Origin of the sequence: Chitinophaga silvatica, assembly GCF_003419895.1 — a bacterium.
GTDB lineage: Bacteria > Bacteroidota > Bacteroidia > Chitinophagales > Chitinophagaceae > Chitinophaga > Chitinophaga silvatica.
This window is the reverse complement of the sequence record NZ_QPMM01000006.1, coordinates 347531-370923: the sequence shown is the minus strand read 5'-3', so window position 1 is coordinate 370923 and position 23393 is coordinate 347531. Positions and strand designations below refer to the sequence as shown.

General features: G+C 40.4%; 23 protein-coding genes. 11 read left to right on the top strand and 12 right to left on the bottom strand.

What is annotated here, in order from left to right:
- Positions 1-202: 202 nt before the first annotated feature.
- Complete coding sequence (gene pbpC, locus DVR12_RS12675) at positions 203-2596, top strand: penicillin-binding protein 1C (protein ID WP_116976038.1); 2394 nt, start codon at positions 203-205, stop codon at positions 2594-2596.
- A 125-nt stretch (positions 2597-2721) separates the two neighbouring features.
- Here the strand turns inward: pbpC and DVR12_RS12670 are convergent, their stop codons facing one another.
- The 3 genes from DVR12_RS12670 to DVR12_RS12660 are packed head-to-tail and all read right to left on the bottom strand — an operon-like array spanning position 2722 to position 4960.
- Entirely contained in the window at positions 2722-3978 is a 1257-nt protein-coding gene (locus tag DVR12_RS12670) for a replication-associated recombination protein A (protein WP_116976037.1), read from the bottom strand.
- Positions 3979-3989: 11 nt separating this feature from the next.
- On the bottom strand, positions 3990-4418 hold the full coding sequence (locus DVR12_RS12665) for a group III truncated hemoglobin (protein ID WP_199417096.1): 429 nt from the start codon (positions 4416-4418) through the stop codon (positions 3990-3992).
- Between the two features lie 20 nt (positions 4419-4438).
- The gene (locus DVR12_RS12660; protein WP_116976036.1) at positions 4439-4960 is read right to left on the bottom strand and encodes a hypothetical protein; all 522 of its coding nucleotides are present in this window, start codon (positions 4958-4960) and stop codon (positions 4439-4441) included.
- Positions 4961-5102: 142 nt separating this feature from the next.
- Here DVR12_RS12660 and DVR12_RS12655 point away from each other — a divergent pair, with 142 nt between their 5' ends.
- A complete protein-coding gene (locus DVR12_RS12655) occupies positions 5103-7166 on the top strand; it encodes a M13 family metallopeptidase (protein ID WP_116976035.1) in 2064 nt (687 codons plus the stop codon).
- 134 nt (positions 7167-7300) lie between these two features.
- Positions 7301-7582 (top strand): YHS domain-containing protein, encoded by a 282-nt coding sequence (locus tag DVR12_RS27785; RefSeq protein WP_199417095.1) that lies wholly within the window; start codon positions 7301-7303, stop codon positions 7580-7582.
- Positions 7583-7607: 25 nt separating this feature from the next.
- Here the strand turns inward: DVR12_RS27785 and DVR12_RS12645 are convergent, their stop codons facing one another.
- Both DVR12_RS12645 and DVR12_RS12640 read right to left on the bottom strand, forming a co-directional pair.
- Complete coding sequence (locus DVR12_RS12645) at positions 7608-8012, bottom strand: hypothetical protein (protein WP_147323450.1); 405 nt, start codon at positions 8010-8012, stop codon at positions 7608-7610.
- Positions 8013-8174: 162 nt separating this feature from the next.
- On the bottom strand, positions 8175-9005 hold the full coding sequence (locus DVR12_RS12640; protein WP_116976033.1) for a UDP-2,3-diacylglucosamine diphosphatase: 831 nt from the start codon (positions 9003-9005) through the stop codon (positions 8175-8177).
- A 183-nt stretch (positions 9006-9188) separates the two neighbouring features.
- Here DVR12_RS12640 and DVR12_RS12635 point away from each other — a divergent pair, with 183 nt between their 5' ends.
- The 8 genes from DVR12_RS12635 to DVR12_RS12600 all read left to right on the top strand — a co-directional run bounded on the left by DVR12_RS12635 (position 9189) and on the right by DVR12_RS12600 (position 16134).
- Complete coding sequence (locus DVR12_RS12635) at positions 9189-9839, top strand: DUF47 domain-containing protein (RefSeq protein WP_116976032.1); 651 nt, start codon at positions 9189-9191, stop codon at positions 9837-9839.
- Between the two features lie 43 nt (positions 9840-9882).
- Complete coding sequence (locus DVR12_RS12630; RefSeq protein WP_116976031.1) at positions 9883-10884, top strand: inorganic phosphate transporter; 1002 nt, start codon at positions 9883-9885, stop codon at positions 10882-10884.
- Positions 10885-11087: 203 nt separating this feature from the next.
- Entirely contained in the window at positions 11088-11960 is an 873-nt protein-coding gene (rfbA, locus tag DVR12_RS12625; RefSeq protein ID WP_116976030.1) for a glucose-1-phosphate thymidylyltransferase RfbA, read from the top strand.
- A 29-nt stretch (positions 11961-11989) separates the two neighbouring features.
- On the top strand, positions 11990-13018 hold the full coding sequence (galE, locus tag DVR12_RS12620) for a UDP-glucose 4-epimerase GalE (protein WP_116976029.1): 1029 nt from the start codon (positions 11990-11992) through the stop codon (positions 13016-13018).
- Between the two features lie 51 nt (positions 13019-13069).
- The gene (locus DVR12_RS12615; RefSeq protein WP_116976028.1) at positions 13070-14032 is read left to right on the top strand and encodes a transketolase family protein; all 963 of its coding nucleotides are present in this window, start codon (positions 13070-13072) and stop codon (positions 14030-14032) included.
- A gap of 285 nt (positions 14033-14317) precedes the next feature.
- Complete coding sequence (locus DVR12_RS12610) at positions 14318-14869, top strand: RNA polymerase sigma factor (protein WP_116976027.1); 552 nt, start codon at positions 14318-14320, stop codon at positions 14867-14869.
- Between the two features lie 99 nt (positions 14870-14968).
- A complete protein-coding gene (locus tag DVR12_RS12605) occupies positions 14969-15652 on the top strand; it encodes a hypothetical protein (RefSeq protein WP_116976026.1) in 684 nt (227 codons plus the stop codon).
- The gene (locus DVR12_RS12600; protein WP_116976025.1) at positions 15649-16134 is read left to right on the top strand and encodes a hypothetical protein; all 486 of its coding nucleotides are present in this window, start codon (positions 15649-15651) and stop codon (positions 16132-16134) included. The genes DVR12_RS12605 and DVR12_RS12600 overlap by 4 nt, the downstream gene beginning before the upstream one ends.
- On the opposite strand, the gene DVR12_RS12595 is transcribed toward DVR12_RS12600, so the two are convergent.
- The 7 genes from DVR12_RS12595 to DVR12_RS12565 form a co-directional block, all read right to left on the bottom strand.
- Complete coding sequence (locus DVR12_RS12595) at positions 16131-16487, bottom strand: nuclear transport factor 2 family protein (RefSeq protein WP_233522382.1); 357 nt, start codon at positions 16485-16487, stop codon at positions 16131-16133. The genes DVR12_RS12600 and DVR12_RS12595 overlap by 4 nt on opposite strands.
- A gap of 17 nt (positions 16488-16504) precedes the next feature.
- Positions 16505-17251 (bottom strand): MBL fold metallo-hydrolase, encoded by a 747-nt coding sequence (locus DVR12_RS12590; RefSeq protein WP_233522381.1) that lies wholly within the window; start codon positions 17249-17251, stop codon positions 16505-16507.
- A gap of 24 nt (positions 17252-17275) precedes the next feature.
- A complete protein-coding gene (gene rodA, locus DVR12_RS12585; RefSeq protein ID WP_116976024.1) occupies positions 17276-18562 on the bottom strand; it encodes a rod shape-determining protein RodA in 1287 nt (428 codons plus the stop codon).
- A gap of 28 nt (positions 18563-18590) precedes the next feature.
- Positions 18591-20528 (bottom strand): penicillin-binding protein 2, encoded by a 1938-nt coding sequence (gene mrdA, locus DVR12_RS12580; protein ID WP_116976023.1) that lies wholly within the window; start codon positions 20526-20528, stop codon positions 18591-18593.
- Positions 20529-20640: 112 nt separating this feature from the next.
- Positions 20641-21150, bottom strand: a complete 510-nt coding sequence (locus tag DVR12_RS12575; protein WP_116976022.1) for a rod shape-determining protein MreD — start codon at positions 21148-21150, stop codon at positions 20641-20643.
- Positions 21147-22034, bottom strand: coding sequence for a rod shape-determining protein MreC (mreC, locus tag DVR12_RS12570; RefSeq protein WP_158563264.1), 888 nt, complete (start codon positions 22032-22034; stop codon positions 21147-21149). The genes DVR12_RS12575 and mreC overlap by 4 nt, the downstream gene beginning before the upstream one ends.
- A 100-nt stretch (positions 22035-22134) precedes the next feature.
- Positions 22135-23157 carry a rod shape-determining protein gene (locus DVR12_RS12565; protein ID WP_073078293.1) on the bottom strand — a complete coding sequence of 341 codons (1023 nt, stop codon included), beginning with the start codon at positions 23155-23157 and terminating at the stop codon, positions 22135-22137.
- Positions 23158-23393: the final 236 nt, after the last annotated feature.

The window sequence follows — 23393 nt, the reverse complement described above, 5'->3', positions numbered from 1 at the left end:
CCGCCTCTACAGGATTTCATCAAATTGCAATTCCTATATTGATTCTAAGATAAAACCTGAATGCAAGAAGAAAATATGGTTTCATTGAAACTCTGTAGGGGCGGGGCTTTCCCCCGCCCTGTCTACGATTAAAGATGCCGGAAATCCAATATTTGCCCTTCATTCATAAATAAAACAATACCATTCAATAGAGCATTTTGTGATGAAGCTGGAATCTGTTAAACGTTGGTGTATTAGAAGGAAATGGTTCCTTGCAGTTGCAGGCGTCTTATTGATCGCTTATTATTTCAGTTTACCCTCTCAGCTTTTCAATAGCCCAACTTCCTATGTACTGGAAGATAGTAATGGAGATCTGTTAAATGCAGGCATAGCTCCAGATGGCCAATGGAGATTTCCATTTAATGAGCATGTACCTAAGAAATTTGAAAAGTGCATCATTGCATATGAAGATAAAAGATTCAAATACCACTGGGGTTTAGATCCTATTGCGATTGTCAGAGCCCTTAAGCAAAATATTCAGGGAAAAAAAGTAATGAGTGGCGGCAGCACTATTACCATGCAGGTAATTCGGTTATCAAGAAATCAACCCCGGAATATCTGGCAAAAAACAATAGAAGGTATACTAGCCACCCGTCTGGAATTTGCAGCTTCCAAAAACAAAATCCTGGCTTTATACGCCTCCAACGCTCCTTTCGGAGGAAACGTTATTGGACTTGAAGCCGCTTCCTGGCGATATTATGGTAGAAAATCCGATTTACTCTCCTGGGGTGAAATGGCTGCACTGGCCGTATTACCCAATAATCCGGCTATGGTTCATCCGGGTAAAAACAGGCAAACGTTATTGACTAAACGAAATCGGTTGCTCGACAAACTGCTTTCAGAAAAAACCATTGATAGCATTACCTGTCAGCTTTCCAAGCTGGAACCATTACCAGATCAGCCAATGGCACTCCCCCAGGATGCACCTCACCTGATGGACCTGTTCCATAAACAAAGAAAAGATGGTCCGACCCGTTTACGCAGCACTATATCTGCCAGCTTACAACGCAATACCAGCACAATCGTAGAACGTTACCACAGCAACTATAAGGCAAATGGTATCAACAATGCTGCTGTATTGGTATTGGATGTAGAAACCGGTAACACATTGGCCTATGTAGGAAATGCCTATCATCCGGAAGATTCGGATTTGGAAAGCCATGTAGATATTATACAATCACGACGCAGTCCCGGCAGTACTTTAAAACCGGTATTATATGCAGCAATGCTGAATGACGGACTAATTCTACCCAATACACTTATTCCTGATATCCCCACACAAATAGCCGGATATGCACCACAGAATTTCGATCTCGGTTTTGATGGAGCAGTACCGGCATCAAGGGCACTGGCCAGATCGCTTAATATTCCGGCAGTTAAAATGCTGCAACAATACAGGTATGAACGCTTTTACACTTTATTGAAAAGAGTAGGGATTACCACACTCAATAAACCCGCCGATCATTATGGTTTATCGCTGATCCTTGGCGGTGCAGAAACTACGCTTTGGGAAATGTGTGGCATGTATGCCAGTATGGCCCGAACACTGGATCATATTCAGCAATACAATGGGAAATACGACCAGGACGATATCCATCCACCAAACTATAGAGCAGATGCTGAACAACCCGACAACCACGATTTAAGCAATACAGGAGTACTGGATGCCGGATCACTGTGGTATGCATTTGAGGCAATGACTGAAGGTATGCGACCAGGAGAGGAATTATTATGGCAACAGTTTTCTTCCTCTCAACGTATTGCCTGGAAAACAGGTACCAGCTTTGGATTCAGAGATGGATGGGCTATCGGGGTAACTCCTAAATATGTTGTAGGGGTATGGGTAGGTAATGCAGATGGAGAAGGAAGACCCGGACTAATCGGTGTAGCCACTGCTGCTCCTATTTTGTTTGATGTATTCAGATTATTAAAAACCGGTAGTTGGTTTGTACCACCATATGCGCAATTAAGAAAAGTGGAAGTTTGTGCCAAAAGCGGTTACAGAGCCAATGAATTATGCGACGATATTGATACTATAATGGTTCCTGTAGCTGGCACCAGATCTGGTGTCTGCCCTTTTCATCAGTTAGTGCATTTAGATAGAACCGGACAATGGAGAGTTACTGAGAACTGTGAGTCGCCACAATATATGCAGCATAAAGCATGGTTCATTTTACCACCTTCACAGGAATTCTATTATCGTAATAAAAATACCTATCAGCAGCTCCCGCCTTATAAGCCTGAATGTTTGCCTTATGTAGGATTAGATAAAGCTCCAATGGAGTTGATCTATCCACGTCCTAATACCAGGATTTATGTTCCTATTGAAATAGACGGACAACCTGGGCAAACAATTTTTACTGCTACTCATCGTAACCCTACTATGAAAATATTCTGGCACCTGGATAATAAGTTTGCTGGTACTACAAGTGAGTTTCATCAAATGGCTTTTCACCCGGCACCGGGCCGGCATACTATTACTTTGGTAGATGAAAATGGGGAAAGAATTGAACAAAATTTTGAAATTCTGAACAAAGAGAAAGAAAAGAATAACTGATAATTATTTAATTTTTTTGAGCAAAGAGAAGATGTATTTTATTGATCCCTAAAAGAAAAGAAGCTAACAATTATATATGATTGGTAGATAATTTATTTTGATATTTTGAATACTGGAAAGAATAACTAATAATTATATTTTTCTTTCCAAAGATTCTTCAAATACCTGCGCAATTCTTCTTCTCTCGGGTTTTTACCTGGCTCATAAAATTTAGTTCCTTTAATTGCATCTGGCAAAAACTCCTGGGTTACAAAGTTATTCTCATAGTCATGTGCATAGGCATAACCCTTACTATAGCCTAATTCTTTCATCAATTTTGTAGGAGCATTACGAATGTGCATAGGTACTGGTAAATCGCCGGTTTTGGCCACCATAGCCTGTGCCGCACCAATTGCCATATAGGATGCATTACTTTTAGCAGAAGAAGCCAGATAGGTAACACATTGAGAAAGTATAATCCTGGATTCAGGATAACCAATCAGATTAACCGCCTGAAAACAGTTAGTAGCCAGCAACAATGCGTTTGGATTGGCATTTCCGATATCTTCAGATGCAAGAATAACCAATCGGCGGGCAATAAATTTCACATCTTCTCCACCTTCTATCATCCTGGCCAGCCAATAAACAGCAGCATTGGGGTCGCTACCTCTTATCGACTTAATAAAAGCTGAAATTACATCATAGTGTTGCTCTCCGCTTTTATCGTAGATGGCCACCCGTTGTTGGGCTATATCCATTACTTTCTGGTCTGTGACTACTATTGGATCTTCCTGAATGGTATTAACTACTAATTCAAAAAGGTTTAATAGCTTACGGGCATCGCCACCTGAAATATTGAACAGAGCTGAAGTTTCTTTTATATCAATATTCTTTGTCTGAAGCCATGCATCTTTTTCCATTGCCTGTTTAAGCAACTGCATTAGCTGATCGTTTCCTAAAGGTCGTAATACATAAACCTGGCTACGGGATAATACTGCCGCATTTACTTCAAAGGAAGGATTTTCAGTAGTAGCGCCTATCAGTGTAATAATTCCTTTTTCCACGGCCCCAAGCAGTGCGTCCTGCTGAGATTTGTTGAACCTGTGGATTTCATCGATAAATAAAACGGCATGAAGTTGTTTCTTAGCCATTTCAATTACCTCACGTACTTCTTTTACACCGGCAGAAATAGCGCTGAGCGTGTAAAATGGTACTTGTAAAGTATGAGCAATAATATTTGCAATAGTGGTTTTACCTACCCCCGGAGGGCCCCAGAGAATCATCGAAGGAATGGTTCCCTGTTCAATAGCTTTCCTGAGAATGCTATCTTTTCCGGTAAGATGTTCCTGTCCTACAAGGTCGTCTAATGTTTCTGGTCTTATTCTTTCCGCCAATGGTTTCATAAGCTGATCATTTAATGCTTATCCGGGTTAACTATCGGAATATCCGTATTGTGTTGAGGAGGATGATTGATTCTGTTTATTTTGAATGCCATCACCTCTTTGATGGATTTGGCTCTGTATATAGCTAATTCCGCTTTTTCACCTGTAAAAAGGGAATGAACTGTTGATTCCCAGATTTCAAGCCACCTGTTAAAGTATGCATCTTCAAGCGGGATAAGCTTATTTACTCTGAAGTGAGGCTGCATGGCATTACCAGTATAGGTTCCTTCGAGTAAAAGGCTATCCCAGAAATTATACATTTTAGGCAGATGGCGCTCCCAATCTACTTTGGCGATATCATTAAAAATATAGCCCAATACTTTATCGTTCTGCACATTTGAATAGAATGTATCTACAAGTTTTTGTACATCATCTCTATTCTCTATTTCTTTCAACGCCATAGTTGTAAGATTTAATCCGGCTACTCCTGCGGTTGCTGGTCCTGGCTTTCGTTGTGACTCTGCCGCTGTTGTATTCTCTTAAGTAGCCTGAATGAAAGAATTACGTTTACGGTAAATAAGATACCTATAAACAAAGTAAATGCTCCGAAACGTTTTATAACACCCGGAGTCAGGATACTAAATGCCTCCTGTTGTTGTTTCATCTGTGTAATCATATCATTAAGCATATGATTTGGCACAAGTAGTATAGATATCCCTATAAAAATACAAATGAATGCAAAAATCAATTCAATAACACCCATTATGCGCACCCCGCTGGGAGTACTTTCCTTCAACGGCATTTCAGGCATTAACCAGTTTCGCTGCAGATACATCGAGAGGATACTATGTATAAAACATGCACCACTGGCCAATAATGGCAGGATTACTTCAGGACTAAATCCTGCAACCAGGAAAGCGGAGATAGAAGAAAATACTGACATCCCGGACAGTGTCAGGGCAAGCGTATTGGTTATTCTGAAAAGTTTAAAGCCGAAATTCATTAACAGGTTGTTTTACAATCACAAACCTACCTAATTATTCATTAATTCCGGCTATTTCATTAAAGGTATTGCCGTTTATAAAAAACCTTTTAGACTAGTTGAGCCGTTTTCCATAACTTTAAATACTAAACCTGTTTGTAATATGAATAAAACCAATGCGGTAAAGCTACCCTTGATGGCCGCTATTGTTGCATTTACAGCTTGTAACTCCGGCAACTCTACACACCAGGAGGCAGCCGACAGCAGTAAAGCAAAAGTGCCAGCTTTTAATATGGCCGATATCGACACCTCCTTCAAATCATGCGAAGATTTCGATAACTATGCCAATGGCAACTGGAAGAAAAACAACCCTATTCCTTCAACCGAAAGCCGCTGGGGCGCTTTCAATGTCCTCGATAAGGAAAACAAAGAAGTTAGGTTAAAGAGCATCATTGCTGATATTACCAGCAAAAAAGATCTGAAAAAGGGAACTGAAGAACAACAAATTGCTGACTACTACACCTCTTTCCTTGATACCGCAACTATCGACAAACTAGGTATCACGCCACTACAACCTTATCTCGATAAAATTGAAGCAATCAAAACCCTGGCCGATTGGGCAAGCGTAACAGGAGAGCTTCAAAAAATCGGTGTCTCTACTTTCACTGGTTTTGGTGCCGATGCTGATGCCAAAAACAGCAAGGTAAATGTATTGTACCAAGGTCAGAGTGGCCTTAGTCTGGGCGAAAAAAGCTACTACGAAAGACAGGACTCTGCCACTAAAAACGTTCGTAACGAATTTGTTGGCCACGTAGATAAAATGTTTGGCCTGGCTGGTTTCAAAGAAGCAAATCCTGGTAAAACCATCCTGGATTTCGAAACTAAACTGGCAGGTGCTCAACTAACAAACGTTCAATTACGCGATCCACAGAAAACATATAACAGAGCTGCTTTCTCTGAATTAAAGAAACTGGCTCCTGATTTTGATTGGGATAACTTTGCTGCCAAGCAGGATATCAAAACAGATACCCTTATTCTTCAAAATAAGCCTTATCTGACCAAAGCGAATGCTATCCTGAAAAATACTCCGATCGAAACACTGAAAACATATACAAAATGGCATTTGCTTACCAACTTTGCAGGTTATCTGCCAGCAACTTTCGATAACGAGAATTTCCGCTTCTACGGTACTGTTATGACCGGTAAAAAAGCTCAGAAAACTCGTTCTGAACGCGCTATCCGCTCTACTGACGGACAATTGGGTATGCCATTAGGTAAACTTTTTGCTAAGAAATATTTCCCTGAAAGCAGCAAAAAGAAGGTATCTGAAATGATCGAGAACGTTCGTTCTGTATATGGAGAAAGAATTGATAAGCTGACCTGGATGGGCGATTCTACCAAACAAATGGCCCATAAAAAACTGGCGTCATTTACCTATAAAATTGGTTATCCTGATAAATGGAAAGATTATTCTTCTATTAACATCGATAAAGGCAAACTGGTTGATAACGTTGTTTCTGCAAGCTTGTATGAGCATAAAGAAAACATCGATAAAATCGGTAAACCGGTTGATAAAAGCGAATGGGGTATGACACCTCAGACCGTGAATGCATACTACAATCCATTAAACAATGAAGTAGTATTCCCGGCAGGTATTCTTCAACCTCCATTCTACAATCCTGATGCTGATGATGCTATCAACTATGGTGGTATTATTGCAGTAATTGGTCACGAATTCACCCATGGTTTCGATGATCAGGGTTCTCAGTTCGATGCCGATGGTAATATGGTAAACTGGTGGACAAAAGCAGACCGCGAAAACTTTGATAAACTTACTCAGAAATACATTAAATATTTTAGTAGCATCGAAGCATTACCTGGATTCAAAATCAATGGTGCATTAACTATTGGTGAAAACGTAGCCGATCTGGGTGGTCTTACATTAGCTTACCACGCTTTAGCAAAATCATTCGAAGGTAAAGAAGAGCCAAAACCAATTGATGGTTTAACCTGGAAACAACGTTTCTTCTTAGGTTGGGCTCAGGTATGGCATGGTAATATTACAGATGCAGCACTTCGTCAGCAAATTCAAACAGACCCTCACTCTCCGGCAAGATGGCGTATTAATGGCCCAATGCCGCACCTGGTTGAATTTGAAGAAGCATGGGGTTGCACTTCTGGTAATAAAATGGTATTGCCGGCAGCAGAAAGAGTTGTTATCTGGTAAGAACCGGATTAAGTATAGCATGAAGCCTGACCAATTGGTCAGGCTTCCTTGTTTATAAGCATAGGGCTTTTATTATAATAATCTTTTTAATCTCCACCCTCCTTTTTTATCGATACCTTTGCGAAAAAAAAGCGATGAAGTATATTTTAATCAGCTGTAGCGCCCTATTTCTGTTTGCCTGTGCACAACAACCTAAAGAAGCTAACAATAAGGAGAATACTGCTTCCGCAACTACTAAAGAACATGCAGTAGCGGCTAATGGCAAATTACCTGATCCGGTTTGTGAAATGCCATATGATACCACCTATAAGGAGTGGACAGTTTATAAAACTGATACCATTCATTTCTGCTCACCTACCTGTAAAGGGGTATTTGAGAAGAATCCGGAGAAATTTATGGCTAAATTAGGCAAGTAACTATCCTGGCAATCCAGGGTGGTTACTACCACCTGTTTTGAGAAGGAAATTGTCGGCTGCTGTTCAGGTAATTTAACAGTTCCGGCGATATATCCTGGTAATCTTTTCGCTCAGGTGTAATGTTGGTAGAAGCAGAAATCTGGAACAGGTGTTGGCTTTTGTTTCTAAAGGGCTTATCATCTTTGCTGCATAGTTCCAGAGAGAAATTAAATTTTTCCTCCATTTCTTCTTCAAATTCACGTAGGCTTAGGGTTTCATCGATAGGATATTCGACCAGTGCTTCTTCCTCGAACCCTGCATCCTTGAGGGTATCGAAAGCATTGGCCAGGGAATGGCGCACGTAAACCGCTACGTTACAAGACAACAATCGCTGTATCTGCATCTGCAACAGTGAGATTGTCATTAACGGATGTAACTTCAGTACTTTCATCTGCTTTTCTTCATTTTTCAATACGCGTGTAAAGCGCCTACTTATTTATTTTACTGGCAAACTTAGCAGCTTACCTTTAATTTAATATTAAGTAGTTGTTATGGTTTTGTGAATATTATATTTAAATATAAATATATACAATTATATTTAAATATAATGACACTAAGCCTCAGGAAATGAAATTGTTCGGGTGATATCCCAATCAGTAAGATTATCCTCTTCTTCATCTGCCAACACAATTTTAGACTTGGTGACAGGATGTTGGTATAGGTTCCATTGTTTATTGGAATATTCAAGCGAGGTAAGGCTTTCCACCCAATCTCCCGAATTCAGATAAACAACTGATTTATCATCTACGTGCATTTCTTTAATCAGGGGCTGATGTATATGTCCGCAACACACTACATCAAAATTTTTGTCCACTGCTATTTCTGCTACTGTTTGCTCAAAGTCTGAGATAAACTTCACAGCTGATTTTACCCCTTGTTTTACTTTTTTGGAGAACGACATTTTCTCGCGCCCCATTTTCTCCAGAGCATGATTCACCAATCTGTTTAGAATGATAAGCAGGTCGTACCCCTTACCTCCAAGCTTGGCCAGCCATTTGGAGTTCTTCATTGTCACATCATAAACATCTCCATGGAAGAACCAGTGTTTCTTTCCGTCCACTTCCAACACCAGTTTATTATCGATGGTAAAGTTGCTGAGCTCAAAGCCGGCATATTTACGGAGGGCTTCGTCGTGATTTCCGGTAAGATAGTAGACTTCGGTTCCGTTGCCTATCATCTTTAAAATCTTACGAATCACTTTGGTATGGGATTTAGGGAAATAACGCTTGCTAAACTGCCATATGTCTATGATATCTCCATTCAAAATCAAAATTTTGGGAGAAATGCTATCCAGGTATTGGACTAATTCTTTAGCGTGACACCCGTATATTCCCAGATGTACATCTGAGATAACTACTATATCTAATGGGCGTTTGTCTGACATTGTTATTTCAAAACTTTGACAGCCTGGGGCCGTCTGCTATGAGGATTATTTTCAATACAAAGGAAAAATTGCTATATTACTTTTATATTAATCCAGTGTTAAGGAATTATTAATTCGTTCAAATTACTGGCTGGGATAGATTCTGAAAGCTATTTTTGCGGCAAATTTTTTAAACTCAAACGTATGGGAGGCTTCAATTCTTTTGTAAAATTATTCATGCCGAAAGACCGGGTATTTTATTCATTGTTTGAAGACGTAGCTTCTAATCTTGTGGAAATGGCAACAGTGCTGAACGAGTTGGTAGCCACTTCAGATTTGGCGCTTAGGAAAGATAAAGTGCATTTGATAGAACGCCTTGAGCACAAAAATGATGATTATACACACCGTATATTTGTTGAATTAGGCCAAAACTTCATTACCCCTTTCGACAGGGAGGATATACACTACCTGGCTGCTACTTTAGATGACGTAGCTGATTATATCCATGGATCAGCAAAGAGAATGGATCTCTATAAAGTTCATCATGCCAACGACAGCATTCGCAAACTCGCTGAATTAATCCACCTGGGAGTTCTTGAACTGGCTAAAGCTATTCCTGAACTGCGTTATATGCAAAATATGCGCGTAATCACCGATGCCTGCGTAAAAATCAATAGCCTCGAAAATCATGCTGATGATATTTACGATATGGCGATTGCAGACCTGTTCGATACTGAGCAAAATGCTGCTGAACTGATCAAGATGCGTGAAATCTACCAGGCATTGGAAATCGCTACCGATAAATGCGAAGACTGTGCTAACGTAATTGAAACGATTATAATTAAATACTCCTGATTTGGGGAGAATCTTAGGTTAAAACATAAATTCTCCTGAAGTCATGGTCTTATTAGTAATTATTATAATATTGGCATTTGTCTTTGACTATATCAATGGCTTTCATGATGCCGCCAACTCTATTGCCACTATAGTTTCAACCAAGGTACTAACTCCCTTTCAGGCTGTACTTTGGGCCGCTGTATTTAATTTCGCAGCCTTCTTTATTGCAAAATATATCATTGGTGAATTCAAAGTAGCCAATTCTGTTGCCAGCTCTGTTTTTGAACAATTTATTACGCTTAAAGTAATTCTTTGCGGACTCGTAGCTGCCATCACCTGGAATCTTTTCACCTGGTGGCTGGGTATTCCTTCCAGTTCTTCCCATACCTTAATCGGAGGTTTTATTGGTGCAGCAGTTACTGCTTCCGGTAGCCTGGATGTGATTAACTATCATAAGGTACTCCCAATTGTATACTTTATCGTACTCGCTCCATTAATCGGTATGATTGTCTCCTTTATATTTACACTTATAATTGTAAATGTATGCCGCAGAGCCAATCCATACAGAGCTGAAAGTTGGTTCAAGCGCTTACAGCTGGCTTCTTCTGCCGCTTTGAGTCTTGGTCACGGTAGTAATGATGCTCAGAAAGTTATGGGTATTATTGCTGCGGCCATGGTGTCTGCCGGCCAAATAGAAAACATTAAAGCTATTCCTGATTGGGTGCCTTTAGCCTGCTTTACCTGTATCGCATTAGGTACAATGAGCGGTGGCTGGAAAATCGTAAAAACGATGGGAACCCGTATCACTAAAGTAACTCCGCTGGAAGGTGTTGCCGCAGAATCTGCAGGTGCTGTTACTTTGTTTTTAACAGAACATTGGGGTATTCCTGCCAGTACTACCCACGTAATCAGTGGTGCTATTATGGGAGTAGGTGCTACTAAAAGATTATCTGCTGTACGTTGGGGTGTGACCGTATCTCTGCTATGGGCTTGGGTACTCACTATTCCGATCAGCGGACTTTTAGCTGCTATTACTTATTTTATAGTAAATCTGTTTATTTAACTATCTCTGATAAACGAAATTCCGGAAGGTGATGTCTGTCAAGGCATCACCTTTCTCTTTATCTTAAATTCCCTTCCACTAAGGAATTTCCAAATCTTGTTATAAAAAAAACAATTCTTTTGACTGATACAACCTATTTTTGTGCGGTTTTGTTAGCGCTCAATTGAGTGTTAAAGAAGTTACCATCAAAATTTGATCACCCAATGAAAGGAATTATTCTTGCCGGGGGTTCCGGAACCAGATTGCACCCCATTACTTATGCAATCAGCAAACAGATAATGCCAGTGTATGATAAACCAATGATCTATTATCCTTTGTCTACTCTCATGTTGGCGGGTATTAAAGAGATTTTGATTATTTCTACACCACATGATCTCCCTTCCTTTCAACGGTTGTTTGGCAATGGTGAACATTTAGGTTTAAAACTTTCATACGCAGAACAGCCTACTCCAAATGGTCTGGCACAGGCATTCGTAATCGGAGAACAATTTATTGGTCAGGATACTGTTGCATTGGTGCTGGGAGATAATATATTTTACGGTGCCGGATTAGGTACTCAGTTAGCAGCCAATACAGCTCCGGATGGAGGTATCGTTTATGCTTACCAGGTATCTGATCCTGAAAGATATGGTGTTGTAGAGTTTTCTGAAAATATGACAGCAATTTCCATTGAAGAGAAACCTGCAAATCCAAAGTCAAATTATGCTGTACCAGGCTTATATTTCTACGATAATTCAGTTGTTGAAATAGCTAAAAACCTGACACCAAGCCCCAGAGGCGAATACGAAATTACAGATGTAAATAAAGAATATTTGAAGCGCGGAAAGTTAAAAGTTTCTATCTTACCACGTGGAACGGCGTGGCTAGATACCGGTACTTTCGATTCTCTTATGCAAGCATCTCAATTTGTACAGGTAATTGAACAACGCCAAGGCATTAAAATTGCCTGTATCGAAGAAATAGCTTATCGTAAAGGGTTTATCAATGCAGATCAACTTAGAGAACTTGCCAAACCTTTGCTAAAAAGCGGCTACGGTGCCTACCTCGAAACACTGCTCTCTCAAAAGGGGATCTGAGTATAATATAAATGTAAATCTCAAGTATCATGAAGGTTCTTGTTACGGGCGGTTGTGGCTACATCGGCGCCCATACTATTGTAGATCTGATCAATAATGGATTTGATGTGGTATCTGTAGACAGCAATATCAGAAGTACCACCCAACTATTAGAAGGCATCGAAAAAATTACCGGAAAAAAAATTCGTAATTACAAAGTAGACCTCTGCAACCTGGAAGATACCAACGCCGTTTTCCATGAAAACAGAGATATCGTGGGAGTTATACATTTTGCTGCACTCAAGGCAGTAGGTGAATCCGTTCATGAACCACTGCTCTACTTTCAGAATAACCTCACTTCTCTCATCAATGTATTGAAGTGTGTTAAAGAATATAATATTCCTAATCTGGTTTTCTCCTCTTCCTGCTCCGTATATGGCAACACCACTGCATTACCGGTTGTAGAAGAAACCCCGCTGGCTGAAGCTCAATCGCCATATGCCCGCACCAAACAAATGGGTGAGAAAATCATAGAAGATTATAGCCGTGTAAATGATACACAGTCTATTCTCCTGCGCTACTTCAATCCGGTTGGTGCACATCCTTCTGCTTTGATAGGCGAACTCCCACTTGGTAAACCAGATAACCTCGTTCCTGTAATTACCCAGACTGCCATCGGAAAAATTCCAAGAATGACCGTTTTTGGAACCGATTATGATACCCGCGATGGCTCATGCGTTCGCGATTATATTCATGTAATGGATATCGCCAATGCTCATACAAAAGCATTGCAATATCTCATCGAACATAGAAACAGCAGTAACTGCGAAGTATTTAATCTGGGTACTGGTAATGGAGTAACCGTACTGGAGGCAATTAAGGCATTTGAAAAAATTTCAGGTGTAAAACTTAATTATACTACAGGCCCTCGCAGAGATGGAGATGTTATCGCCATTTATGCCAATAACTCTAAAGCCAAGGAAAAACTGAACTGGGAACCTAAAATTGGAATTGAGGACTGCATGCGTACCGCCTGGCAGTGGGAAGTAAGCCTTCGCAATAAAGTGCTTAGTAACTAGGATCAGTTCTTTTTAATATTTACTTTTACGCCTCAATTTTAAAGATTCACGATGGTAAAAGATATTCAACCACTTAATGAAAAAGAAACCCGTGGTGGGTTTGGAGAAGGCATTCTCGAAGCGGGTCGCAAAAACCCAAATGTAGTTGCCTTAACAGCCGATTTGCTTGGTTCAATGAAGCTGAATGCATTTATTAAAGAATTCCCTGACCGCTTTGTTCAGGTGGGTATCGCAGAAGCCAATATGATGGGTATTGCTGCAGGTATGACCCTGGGCGGTAAGATTCCATATACTACTACTTTCGCTAACTTTTCTACAGGACGTGTATACGATCAGATTCGCCAATCGATCGCCTACTCTAATAAAAATGTGAAAATATGCGCTTCTCACGCCGGTCTTACCCTCGGTGAAGATGGTGCTACTCACCAGATCCTGGAAGATATTGGAATGATGAAAATGTTACCGGGTATGACCGTTATCGTACCTTGCGACTTCAATCAAACCAAAGCAGCTACAATTGCTATTGCCGAATACGAAGGCCCTGTTTATCTCCGTTTTGGTCGTCCAAAGTGGCCTAACTTCACTGCTGAAGATCAAAAATTTGAAATAGGTAAAGCCCAGATCCTGCACGAAGGTACTGATGTTACCCTTTTTGCATGCGGACACCTCGTTTGGATCGCTATTGAAGCAGGCAAAATCCTGGAAGAAAAAGGATATAGCGTTGAAATTATCAACATCCATACTATTAAACCATTAGACGAAGCTGCCATCATTGCTTCCCTTAAGAAAACCGGTTGCGCTGTTACTGCTGAAGAACACAATATCATCGGTGGATTAGGCGATAGCGTTGCTCATGTAGCTGCCCGCAATGTTCCTGTTCCAATCGAATTTGTTGGTACTAACGATACCTTCGGAGAAAGTGGCAAACCTGTTGAATTACTGAAAAAATATGGTCTGGATGCTGATCATATCGTAGCCGCTGCCGAAAAAGCAATGCAAAGAAAAAAACAATAATACAACTCGCGAGCTCGTTGTTTCTCGCAAAGAAGCAAAGAAGCAAAGAGGCATAAGGACCAAAGCGAATGTTATTAAGACCTACTGACTGGTTTCTATTATAGTAGAAACCTATCGGAAGTCCTTAAAAACATTCGCTTTGGTCCTTATGCCTCTTTGCTTCTTTGCTTCTTTGCGAGAAAAAAAACGAGCCTGCGAGTTAAACTTTTCGCTCTACAATTGGTCTCATGAGCAGGTTTTTACTTAAATTCAGTAATTAAAACCTGTTTTAGAACCATTTAACCTATGGCCGTTTCACAGGACGATAAAACATTATTGGCTATATATCGCCATTCCGATACTAAGGAGAAAGGCTTCACACTTATTATCCGCAAATATCAGGAAAGGCTATATTGGCATATACGCCGAATGGTAATCGATCATGACGACGCAAATGATGTTTTGCAAAATGTTTTCATCAAAGTCTGGAAGAACCTGGAAAACTTCCGGGAAGATGCTCAGCTTTATACCTGGCTCTATAAAATAGCTACCAACGAAAGTCTTACTTTCCTTGACCAACAAAAAAGGAAAACTTCAATATCACTTTCCGAAGTTGAATCAGGTTTAAGTAATAAACTGAAAGCAGACCCACAATTTGATCCTAACAAATTAGAATGGAAGCTGCAACGCGCTATACTCAGTTTGCCGGAAAAACAACGGTTGGTTTTTAACCTCCGATATTATGATGAAATGCCTTATGAAGAAATGAGCCGCGTTCTTGAAACTTCAGAAGGAGCGCTAAAAGCATCTTATCATCATGCCGTTAAAAAGATTGAGGAATTTATCAAAAACGGTTAGAAAATTTTATGAATATTTATTTTAAGTAATTTTTAAAGAATTTTCCAGAAACATTAAAATCCCATTAAACTTATTGTTCCATAGGATGTCTAAAAAAGTATGAAGAAGCGGATTACCATAGCAGAAGAATTAAAGCAAATTGCACCGGATTGCCACTGGCCTTCCAACGTGCCATTTGTGGTGCCGGAGGGATATTTCGACTCGCTTCCCAATACCATATTATTGCATATTAAACTGCAGGAAATTAACATTCAACCTTTTACTGTTCCGGACGGATATTTCGATTCTCTCCCCAGTGCCATTCTTGGAAAAGTAAAAGATGATGCTACCATTGAAATCAATGAAATTTCTCCTGTCCTGGCTGCTATTCCCAAAAGTATGCCCTACACAGTGCCATCAGATTATTTCAGTACGCTATCCTATAAGCCGGTAACAACCATAGTACGGCCTTTATACAAGCGTTCCTGGCTGAAATGGACTGCGGCCGCCTCTCTTGCATTAATTGTAGGAAGCACCATATTAATTCGTACCCAAACCATACCTGATCATATTAAATCTATTGAAAACCAAATCTCAAAATTTGATGAAGATGATATCATTTCCTATCTCCAGAATCATATAGATCCGCTCGAAAATGATGCGCTCCTGGCTGCTGCTACCGCACCCGGTGAAGATGCTTCCATCATTCAGGACCAATTGCAGGACTCCATTCCTCCTGCCGCAATAGAAAATTACCTACAACAAACAGACTTCTCCAAAGAAGTGTTACCCGATTATAAATGATGAAACGTATTAATTTCATATGGTGCGCAATTCTTTTATTGCTTACTGCTACAAGTATAAGCAGGGCTCAACAACCGGCAGCCGACGAAGCAGCAGAAAAAATCAAAGCAATACAGATTCAATACCTAACCAAAAAATTAGACCTTACCTCCGAAGAAGCCCAAAAATTTCTTCCGGTCTATAATAACTACACCAGAGAAGTAGATCAATTAATCGCCGAACATCGCCAGAAACTGGATCAGGACCATCTTACTCCTGATGAAGCAGGTAAAAAAAATATGGACAAGGAATTAAGTTATCAGAAAAGAATGCTGGACATACGTTCCCGTTATTCTACCGAATTCCAGAAAGTATTGCCAGGCAGAAAAGCAGGAATGGTTTTTAAAAGCGAAAGAGAATTCAGAAACATAATGGTTATTCATCTTAATAACCAAAGGATGAATAGAATGGGCCAGGGAACAGGCACCCACAGAAGACCTTAAAGCTCTGCGTAATGAGCTCTTACCTGTGTAACCAACCCCTGTTCATTCAATACCATTAACTCCGCACTCATCTTATTATTAATGCTCTTATAGTATAGAACTACCGAATTAATTCCTACTAATAGTTTGTGTAAATCGAAATGTAGCTCAGGATATGCCTGTAAGCCTCTGCTAAAGTATGCCCGCAGATTTTCCTTGCCCCGAAGGCAACCCAATGGATCATTATTCAATTGTTGAATAACAGGAGAATAAAACTCAATTGCTTCGTCGTAATGCAACATGATTGCATCCAAATCATGGGTATTCCAGGCCTCTAACCAGGCAGCTGCAAATTTTTCCGGGTTTTCCATCATTTATTAACATTTAGGGATTAAAATCTGGCAGTAGGTTCTTTGGTATCGTGATAAAATAAAAAGGTCCATCCTTCTTCCTTACCACGCTGCATAAATTCCTGTCTCAATTCCATACTCTTCTTTCCATCATAATCATACTTAGCAGCAAACCTGCTTTTCATCTGAGATATCTGTGGGGCAACATCTCCACCAAAAAAAACTTTATCCTCTCCATCATCAATCAAAAAAACCTGATGATATGGGCAATGCCCTCCTGTTACTTCGTATGAAATATAATCATCGATTTTACCATTTCCGGTGGTAAAAATTACATTATCCCGCTGCTGTAGCAACACAATATCTTCCGCGAAATACGACTTTCCCGAATGCTCAAGAGCATATTGCATTTCCTCATTATTCACATAATAGGTAGCCTGTGGAAAAGTAAGTGTACGTTCTCCGGTAATAGGATCTGCGGCAGAAATTCCTCCGGAATGATCTTTATGTAAATGGCTCATCAATACCTTGGTAATCTCCATTGGATTAACGCCATGATCTATCAGGTGTTGATGAATTTGTAGTACCCCATCAGGATTTCGGAATCCCAGCCCGGTATCCAATAAGATGAAGTCACGATCGGTGATCACTAAAAATGGTTGTATTTCAACCAACAAAGACCCATGCGGTCGTTCCTGCATTGTATCTTTTCCTTGCTGAAAAGGAATAAACTTCTTGGTTCCGTCTACGGTAAAAGACCCTTCTGATAATGGTATAATACGTGCCATAAAGCAAAGATACGACAATCCAAACTAGCGTAAAACCATTTGACGATCGGCATCTAAACGTAATAATATAAAAATCAGCATAGTAAAAGTCATCAATGAAGATCCTCCATAACTAACAAGTGGGAGAGGAATACCAATAACGGGAGCCAAACCAATCGTCATTGAAATATTGATCGCAAGATGGAAGAAAATGATACTGGCCACCCCATATGCATATACTCTCGTGAAAGTCGATCGCTGTCGTTCCGCTATAAATATGATCCTGAATAGCAAAGCCACATAAATTCCCAGGAATATTAAACTCCCCACAAAACCAAAATCTTCACCTACAGTACAAAAGATAAAGTCGGTACTTTGCTCAGGTACGAAATCATATCTTGTCTGAGTTCCTTTTAAATATCCTTTACCCCAGATACCACCAGATCCGATTGCAATCATACTCTGGCGCGTATTATAGGTAGCTTTCGGATCATTTTCCTTACCCAGCATTACTTCAATACGACGTACCTGGTAATCTTTCAATACTTTGGTGAATACAAATGGTACTACAAACATGACGAAGAGACCACAGAATGCATATACACCAAGTATTACTGCTAATCTCGATCGCTTTCGCTTTATTTCACGCCTGCTGAAATAAATAACCAATGCAGTTATAATGGTAAATATGGAGAATAATACGGTTTTATCTACCAGAAGTGCCGACAGTACCAATACTATAGCAGAAAATGCAATTACCAGCAATATTCCGGGTAAGCCTTCTCTGTACATTACCAGAAATAAAGAAAAGTATACAAGTGCCAATCCGGTTTCATCCTGTAAAATGATGATACCAGCAGGAACCAGCGCGATAGCAGCAGCTATCAATCTCGATCGGAGTTTGGTAAAATCTGTTTCCTGCGATGATAGATATTTCGCCAGCGCAAGATTGGTACATAGTTTCGTTAATTCTGCGGGTTGGAACTGAAAACCACCTATTACAAGCCAGGAATGCGACCCCTTCACATCCTTTCCTATTCCCAGCACCAGTAAGAGTAATAAAATACCTCCCAGATAGGCAAGATTTGCAGTAGCTGTAAAGAACTTACTATCGGTTAACCAAATAATAGATGCAAGCACTATCGAGACACCAAACCATATTATCTGTCGTGAGTAGTTTTTCGACGGATGTATGATATCCTGCCAGATATTATCTTCACCACGGTATTCCGCAGCAAAAATTGAAAGGATGCCGATGATCACCAAAGCTAAATAGAGGCCAACGATAGGCCAGTCTATTCCTTGTGTCAGTTTGGTTTGGGCGCGGTTCATGTTAGGTTCTTCTATTTATTCGGTTTAGTTAAGGTGTCTTTTTCTTTATTACAGCATTTTTATTTAAAGAGTCCAGATGCGATTTAGCAAGCATTGCAGCATCAATGGTCACTGTTTCCATTACAGATTTCATTAATGGCTGTCGTTTGGTAGATATACTGTCTTTTAAATATTGTTCCATCATTAAGCTGGCGATAGGTGCAGCATATTTAGCACCGAACCCTGAGTTTTCAACTATTACAGCAATTGCAATCCTTGCTTTTTCGGCAGGAGCAAAGGCCACAAACACGGCATGGTTCTTCAGTTTTGTTCTTACACCGTTAACAATACCATAGTTTTCAGCAGTACCGGTTTTACCACCAATAGTAATCCCATCAATTTGTGCAACACGGCCGGTTCCACTCTCCACCACATCGGTCATACCATGGATTACTGCACTATAGGCCGTATCAGTGATATGTGCCACATCATGTTTCTCTTTGTATTTGTCTAGCAAATGGGTATCATCATTATCGATACTGGACACAAAGTGAGGTATATAATAAGAGCCCCGGTTAGCCACAATACACATTGCATTGGCCATCTGAAGTGGTGTCAGCAATAATTCCCCTTGTCCGATTCCCAGGAATACGGAAGTACAGGAATTCCAACTTCCTTTATAACGGGCATCATAATATTTTTTATCTGGCACCAATCCTCGTCCTTCACTCGGGATATCTACTCCAATTCTGTGTCCAAATCCAAAACTATTCATATAATCAGCCCATTTCTGCATTCCACCTACTCGGATGCCACCAAATTTGGCTGCATCAACACTCAAACGGAATACGTGAGAGAAGTAGGCATTACAGGAGTGCGATAAGGCAAGACGCAGGTTGGCAGCATGGCCAGGATCATGGTGCTCACACTTAATTGGTCTGGTGCAACCATAATAGGCTCCATAGCATGGATATCCAAAACTTGGAGTAATTACACCTTCATCTAAGCCCACCAATGCAATCATTGGTTTAAATGTAGAACCAGGAGGATAGGTTGCCTGGATTGCACGGTTGAATAAAGGTTTGGTAGTATCCAGGTATAATTTATTAAAGTTAGCGCTCCTATACGGACCTGTAAGCAGGTTCGGATCGAAGCTTGGTCCGCTTACCATTGCAAGGATTCCTCCTGTTTGAGGATCAATAGCCACGATGCTTCCAGATTTTCCTTTCATTAGCTTCTCACCAAGCATCTGAAGATCAATATCCAATGAGAGGCGAAGGTTTTTACCTGCGATGGCGGCACTATCGAATTCCCCGTTTTCATAAGCTCCCTGAGGTCTGTTGAGATTATCCTTAATCAGGTAAGAAATACCTCGCTGGCCCATGAGTACAGATTCATAGGTTCTCTCCAAACCAGTAAACCCAATGTAATCACCGGAGTTATAGGAGCTATAATTAGCGGTATCTTTTAGCATTGCCGGTGAAATTTCAGCGATATACCCAAGGATATTTGCAGCAGCAGGATATGGGTAAGCACGAATTTGCCGGGGTACCAGTTCAAACCCTGGTTGAAAGAGGTACATACTTTCCTGAAGTTGCCCAAAAATTTCGGGAGCCAGGAGAGGCGCAAATACTGATTGCCGTACTCTTCCGTTTTTTATAATAGCAGTAACTATACGTTTTTTAAATTCTTCCTTATCAATGCTCAGGATATTACATAGGTAGGCAGTATCAATATTCTTGACACTGGCAGGAGTTACCACAAGATCGTAGAGTACATCATTACTCAGGATACTACGATTCTTACGGTCATATATAATTCCACGGCTTGGGTAAACAACTTTACGCAATACGGCATTGGCATCCGCCAGTTTAGCGTATTTCTTCTCAACTACTTGCAGATAGAATAACCGACAGATAATCAGTGTTATCATCCCAAGAATGATCAATTGTATTACACGGCGCCTTGACTGATTAAATACTGACATGTTACTTTTAAAGTTACAAACCTACATCAAAAAGTATTAAAGAGAGGTTAACAGCGTATCACTATTAACGTTCATTTAATGCTTTTACCAGCTTATTCACGTATGTAAGGCATTACTTCTTGGAGAAGAAAAGCAATTCATACAGCACTATCAGGAATAGGCTGGCTAATGTAGAAAATACAATCTTCATTATCAGGTATAAAGGGTTTCCCAGACCAAATATTTCTAAAGTAAAATAGACAGTATGGTGCAGGAATACCAGGATAGCGGCATAGATAAGGAATTGGGACACTCCCATGCTGGTCATGGAAGGAGTTTTTTGGGTAGTTTCAAATCCACCTTGCGGAGACAGAATATTGATAACAAACGGACGCAGATAGGCAATAAAAACGCAGGCAGCAGCATGCATACCGGCAGTATCCATAAACATATCCAGTGATAACCCCATCAACATCCCAAGCAACATTAGGGCTGGGCGAGGGAGGTTAAAGGGCAGCGCCAAGATGAACAACATATAAAGATATGGGCTCACCAATTGGTGCAACAATATCCCATTGAGCACAAACACCTGTATCAACAACAGGAGTACAAATCGAATTATATTTCTTAACAGTATACTCATTTAGTCAACTTATAAGTTGAATCTTCCAATCGTTGTTGTTCGTCTTTCAGCAGATTTTCTATTACATACACATATTGTAGGCTATAGAAATTCGTAGCCAGTTTTATACGGATGGTATAAGCTGTGCTGGCTTTATCTCCGATGGTAATGTTTTCTACATAACCAATGGGAATATTTTCAGGGAATAAGGCAGAATAGCCGCTGGTAACAACGGTATCGCCTTTATAAACTTTAGCGCTTTTAGGCACGTCTTTCAGCAGGGCAAAACCGGCATCATCACCATCCCAGTGTACAGAACCCATTTCTTTGCCTTTACCTACCCGGGCGCTGATAGAAACAGAATTGGATTTGGAGAGCATGGATAATACCACCGAGTAGTTTTCACTCACGCTTCTGACCACGCCAACAACACCGCTGGTGCTGATAACTCCCATATTGGGCTTAATACCTTGGGCACTACCACGGTGGATAGTGATATAGTTAACCGGTTTATTGATGGAGTTATTGATCACTTTAGCAGCGAAGTATTTGTATTTCAGGATTTTTGTATTGATGACACGGCGGATGGTATCATCGTTATATTCCTTTACAGTATCAATTTTGACCCCATTGGTGGTAACCATGCTATCGAAGCTGCTTCTCAGCATATTATGGAGTCGTACATTTTCGTTGACCAGGCTATCATTGGTAGATTTAAGGTGGAAGTAATACTGTACGTTACTGTATTTGTCGTACAATTTACCACTGATATCGTTGGCAGAGCTGAGGTAGGCTGCCCGCTGAAAATTGTTACGCTGAAAAACCAGCACCAAACAAATCACTTCCAGCAGCAGAAATAAGAAGAAGTTGAAGTATCGCCTAAAGAAAATGATTAAATTCCGCACAAGCGAGCCGTTGATTTATAGATTTAGAGATTTACGAACCTGCAGATCAATAGGGTATAACCGTTTGTAAACCTTACAGGTTCGTAAATATCAAATGAGTTTATTGCATCAGGAATGGATATTTGCCAACATGCTTGAGGGCAATACCAGTACCTCTAACTACTGCACGCAATGGGTCGTCTGCAACATGAACAGGTAGTTTGATTTTTTGGGCGAGGCGTTTATCTAACCCTCTAAGCAAGGCACCACCACCAGTCAGGTACAAGCCTCTGCGATAAATATCAGATGCAAGTTCCGGAGGGGTTGTTTCCAGTGCTTTCAAGATGGCTTCTTCAATCTTAAAGATGGATTTATCCAATGCTTCAGCAATTTCCTGGTATGAAACCATGATTTGTTTCGGAATACCGGTAACGAGGTCGCGTCCGTTCACTGGAATGTCATCTGGTGGGTTGTCGAGTTCTTTGAGGGCAGAACCGATGTGAATTTTGATCTGTTCTGCAGTTCTTTCACCGATTAACAAGCTATGATAACGACGGAGAGCTTCCATGATATCGGCAGTGAATTCATCACCGGCGATACGGATACTCTGGTCGCATACAATACCTGCAAGGGCAATAACTGAGATACCGGTAGTACCACCGCCTATGTCGATGATCATATTACCTACAGGTTCTTCAACATCGATGCCTATACCTAAGGCGGCTGCCATAGGTTCGTGAATCAAATATACCTCCTTGGCACCTGCCTGCTCTGCAGAGTCACGAACTGCTCTCTTTTCCACTTCAGTAATACTGGAAGGGATACAGATCACCATTCTCCAACTAGGAGCAAACAAAGGCTTCTTAGGATAAATCATTTTTATGAGTTCCCTGATCATACCCTCAGCGGCATTAAAGTCCGCAATCACTCCATCCTTCAGGGGACGTATAGTACGAAGATATTCGTGTGTTTTTTCGTGCATCATCATGGCCTTCTTTCCTACAGCCACAATCTTGCCGCTAGCCCGTTCTATCGCTACAATGGAAGGCTCGTCCACTACCACCTGGTCATTGTGAATTATCAGCGTATTAGCTGTACCAAGATCAATCGCGATTTCCTGCGTTAAAAAATTAAAAAATCCCATTGTTGATACGGTCAAAAATTAGAATGCAAAAATGAATAATTCCAACGAATATACGATGCAAAAAATGGATATTCTTGCAATAATACAGTAAATATTAAAAAAAGTTATTTGTTGTCCAAACGGCATAGTAACTCTTTCCTTCTGCTCCCGACCAGATAAACGGAAAATATCCGTTAATTATAGTTCCTGCCTATCGAAAAAATCCCTTACCAATCCCGCTTCTTTTCTTGCTACAG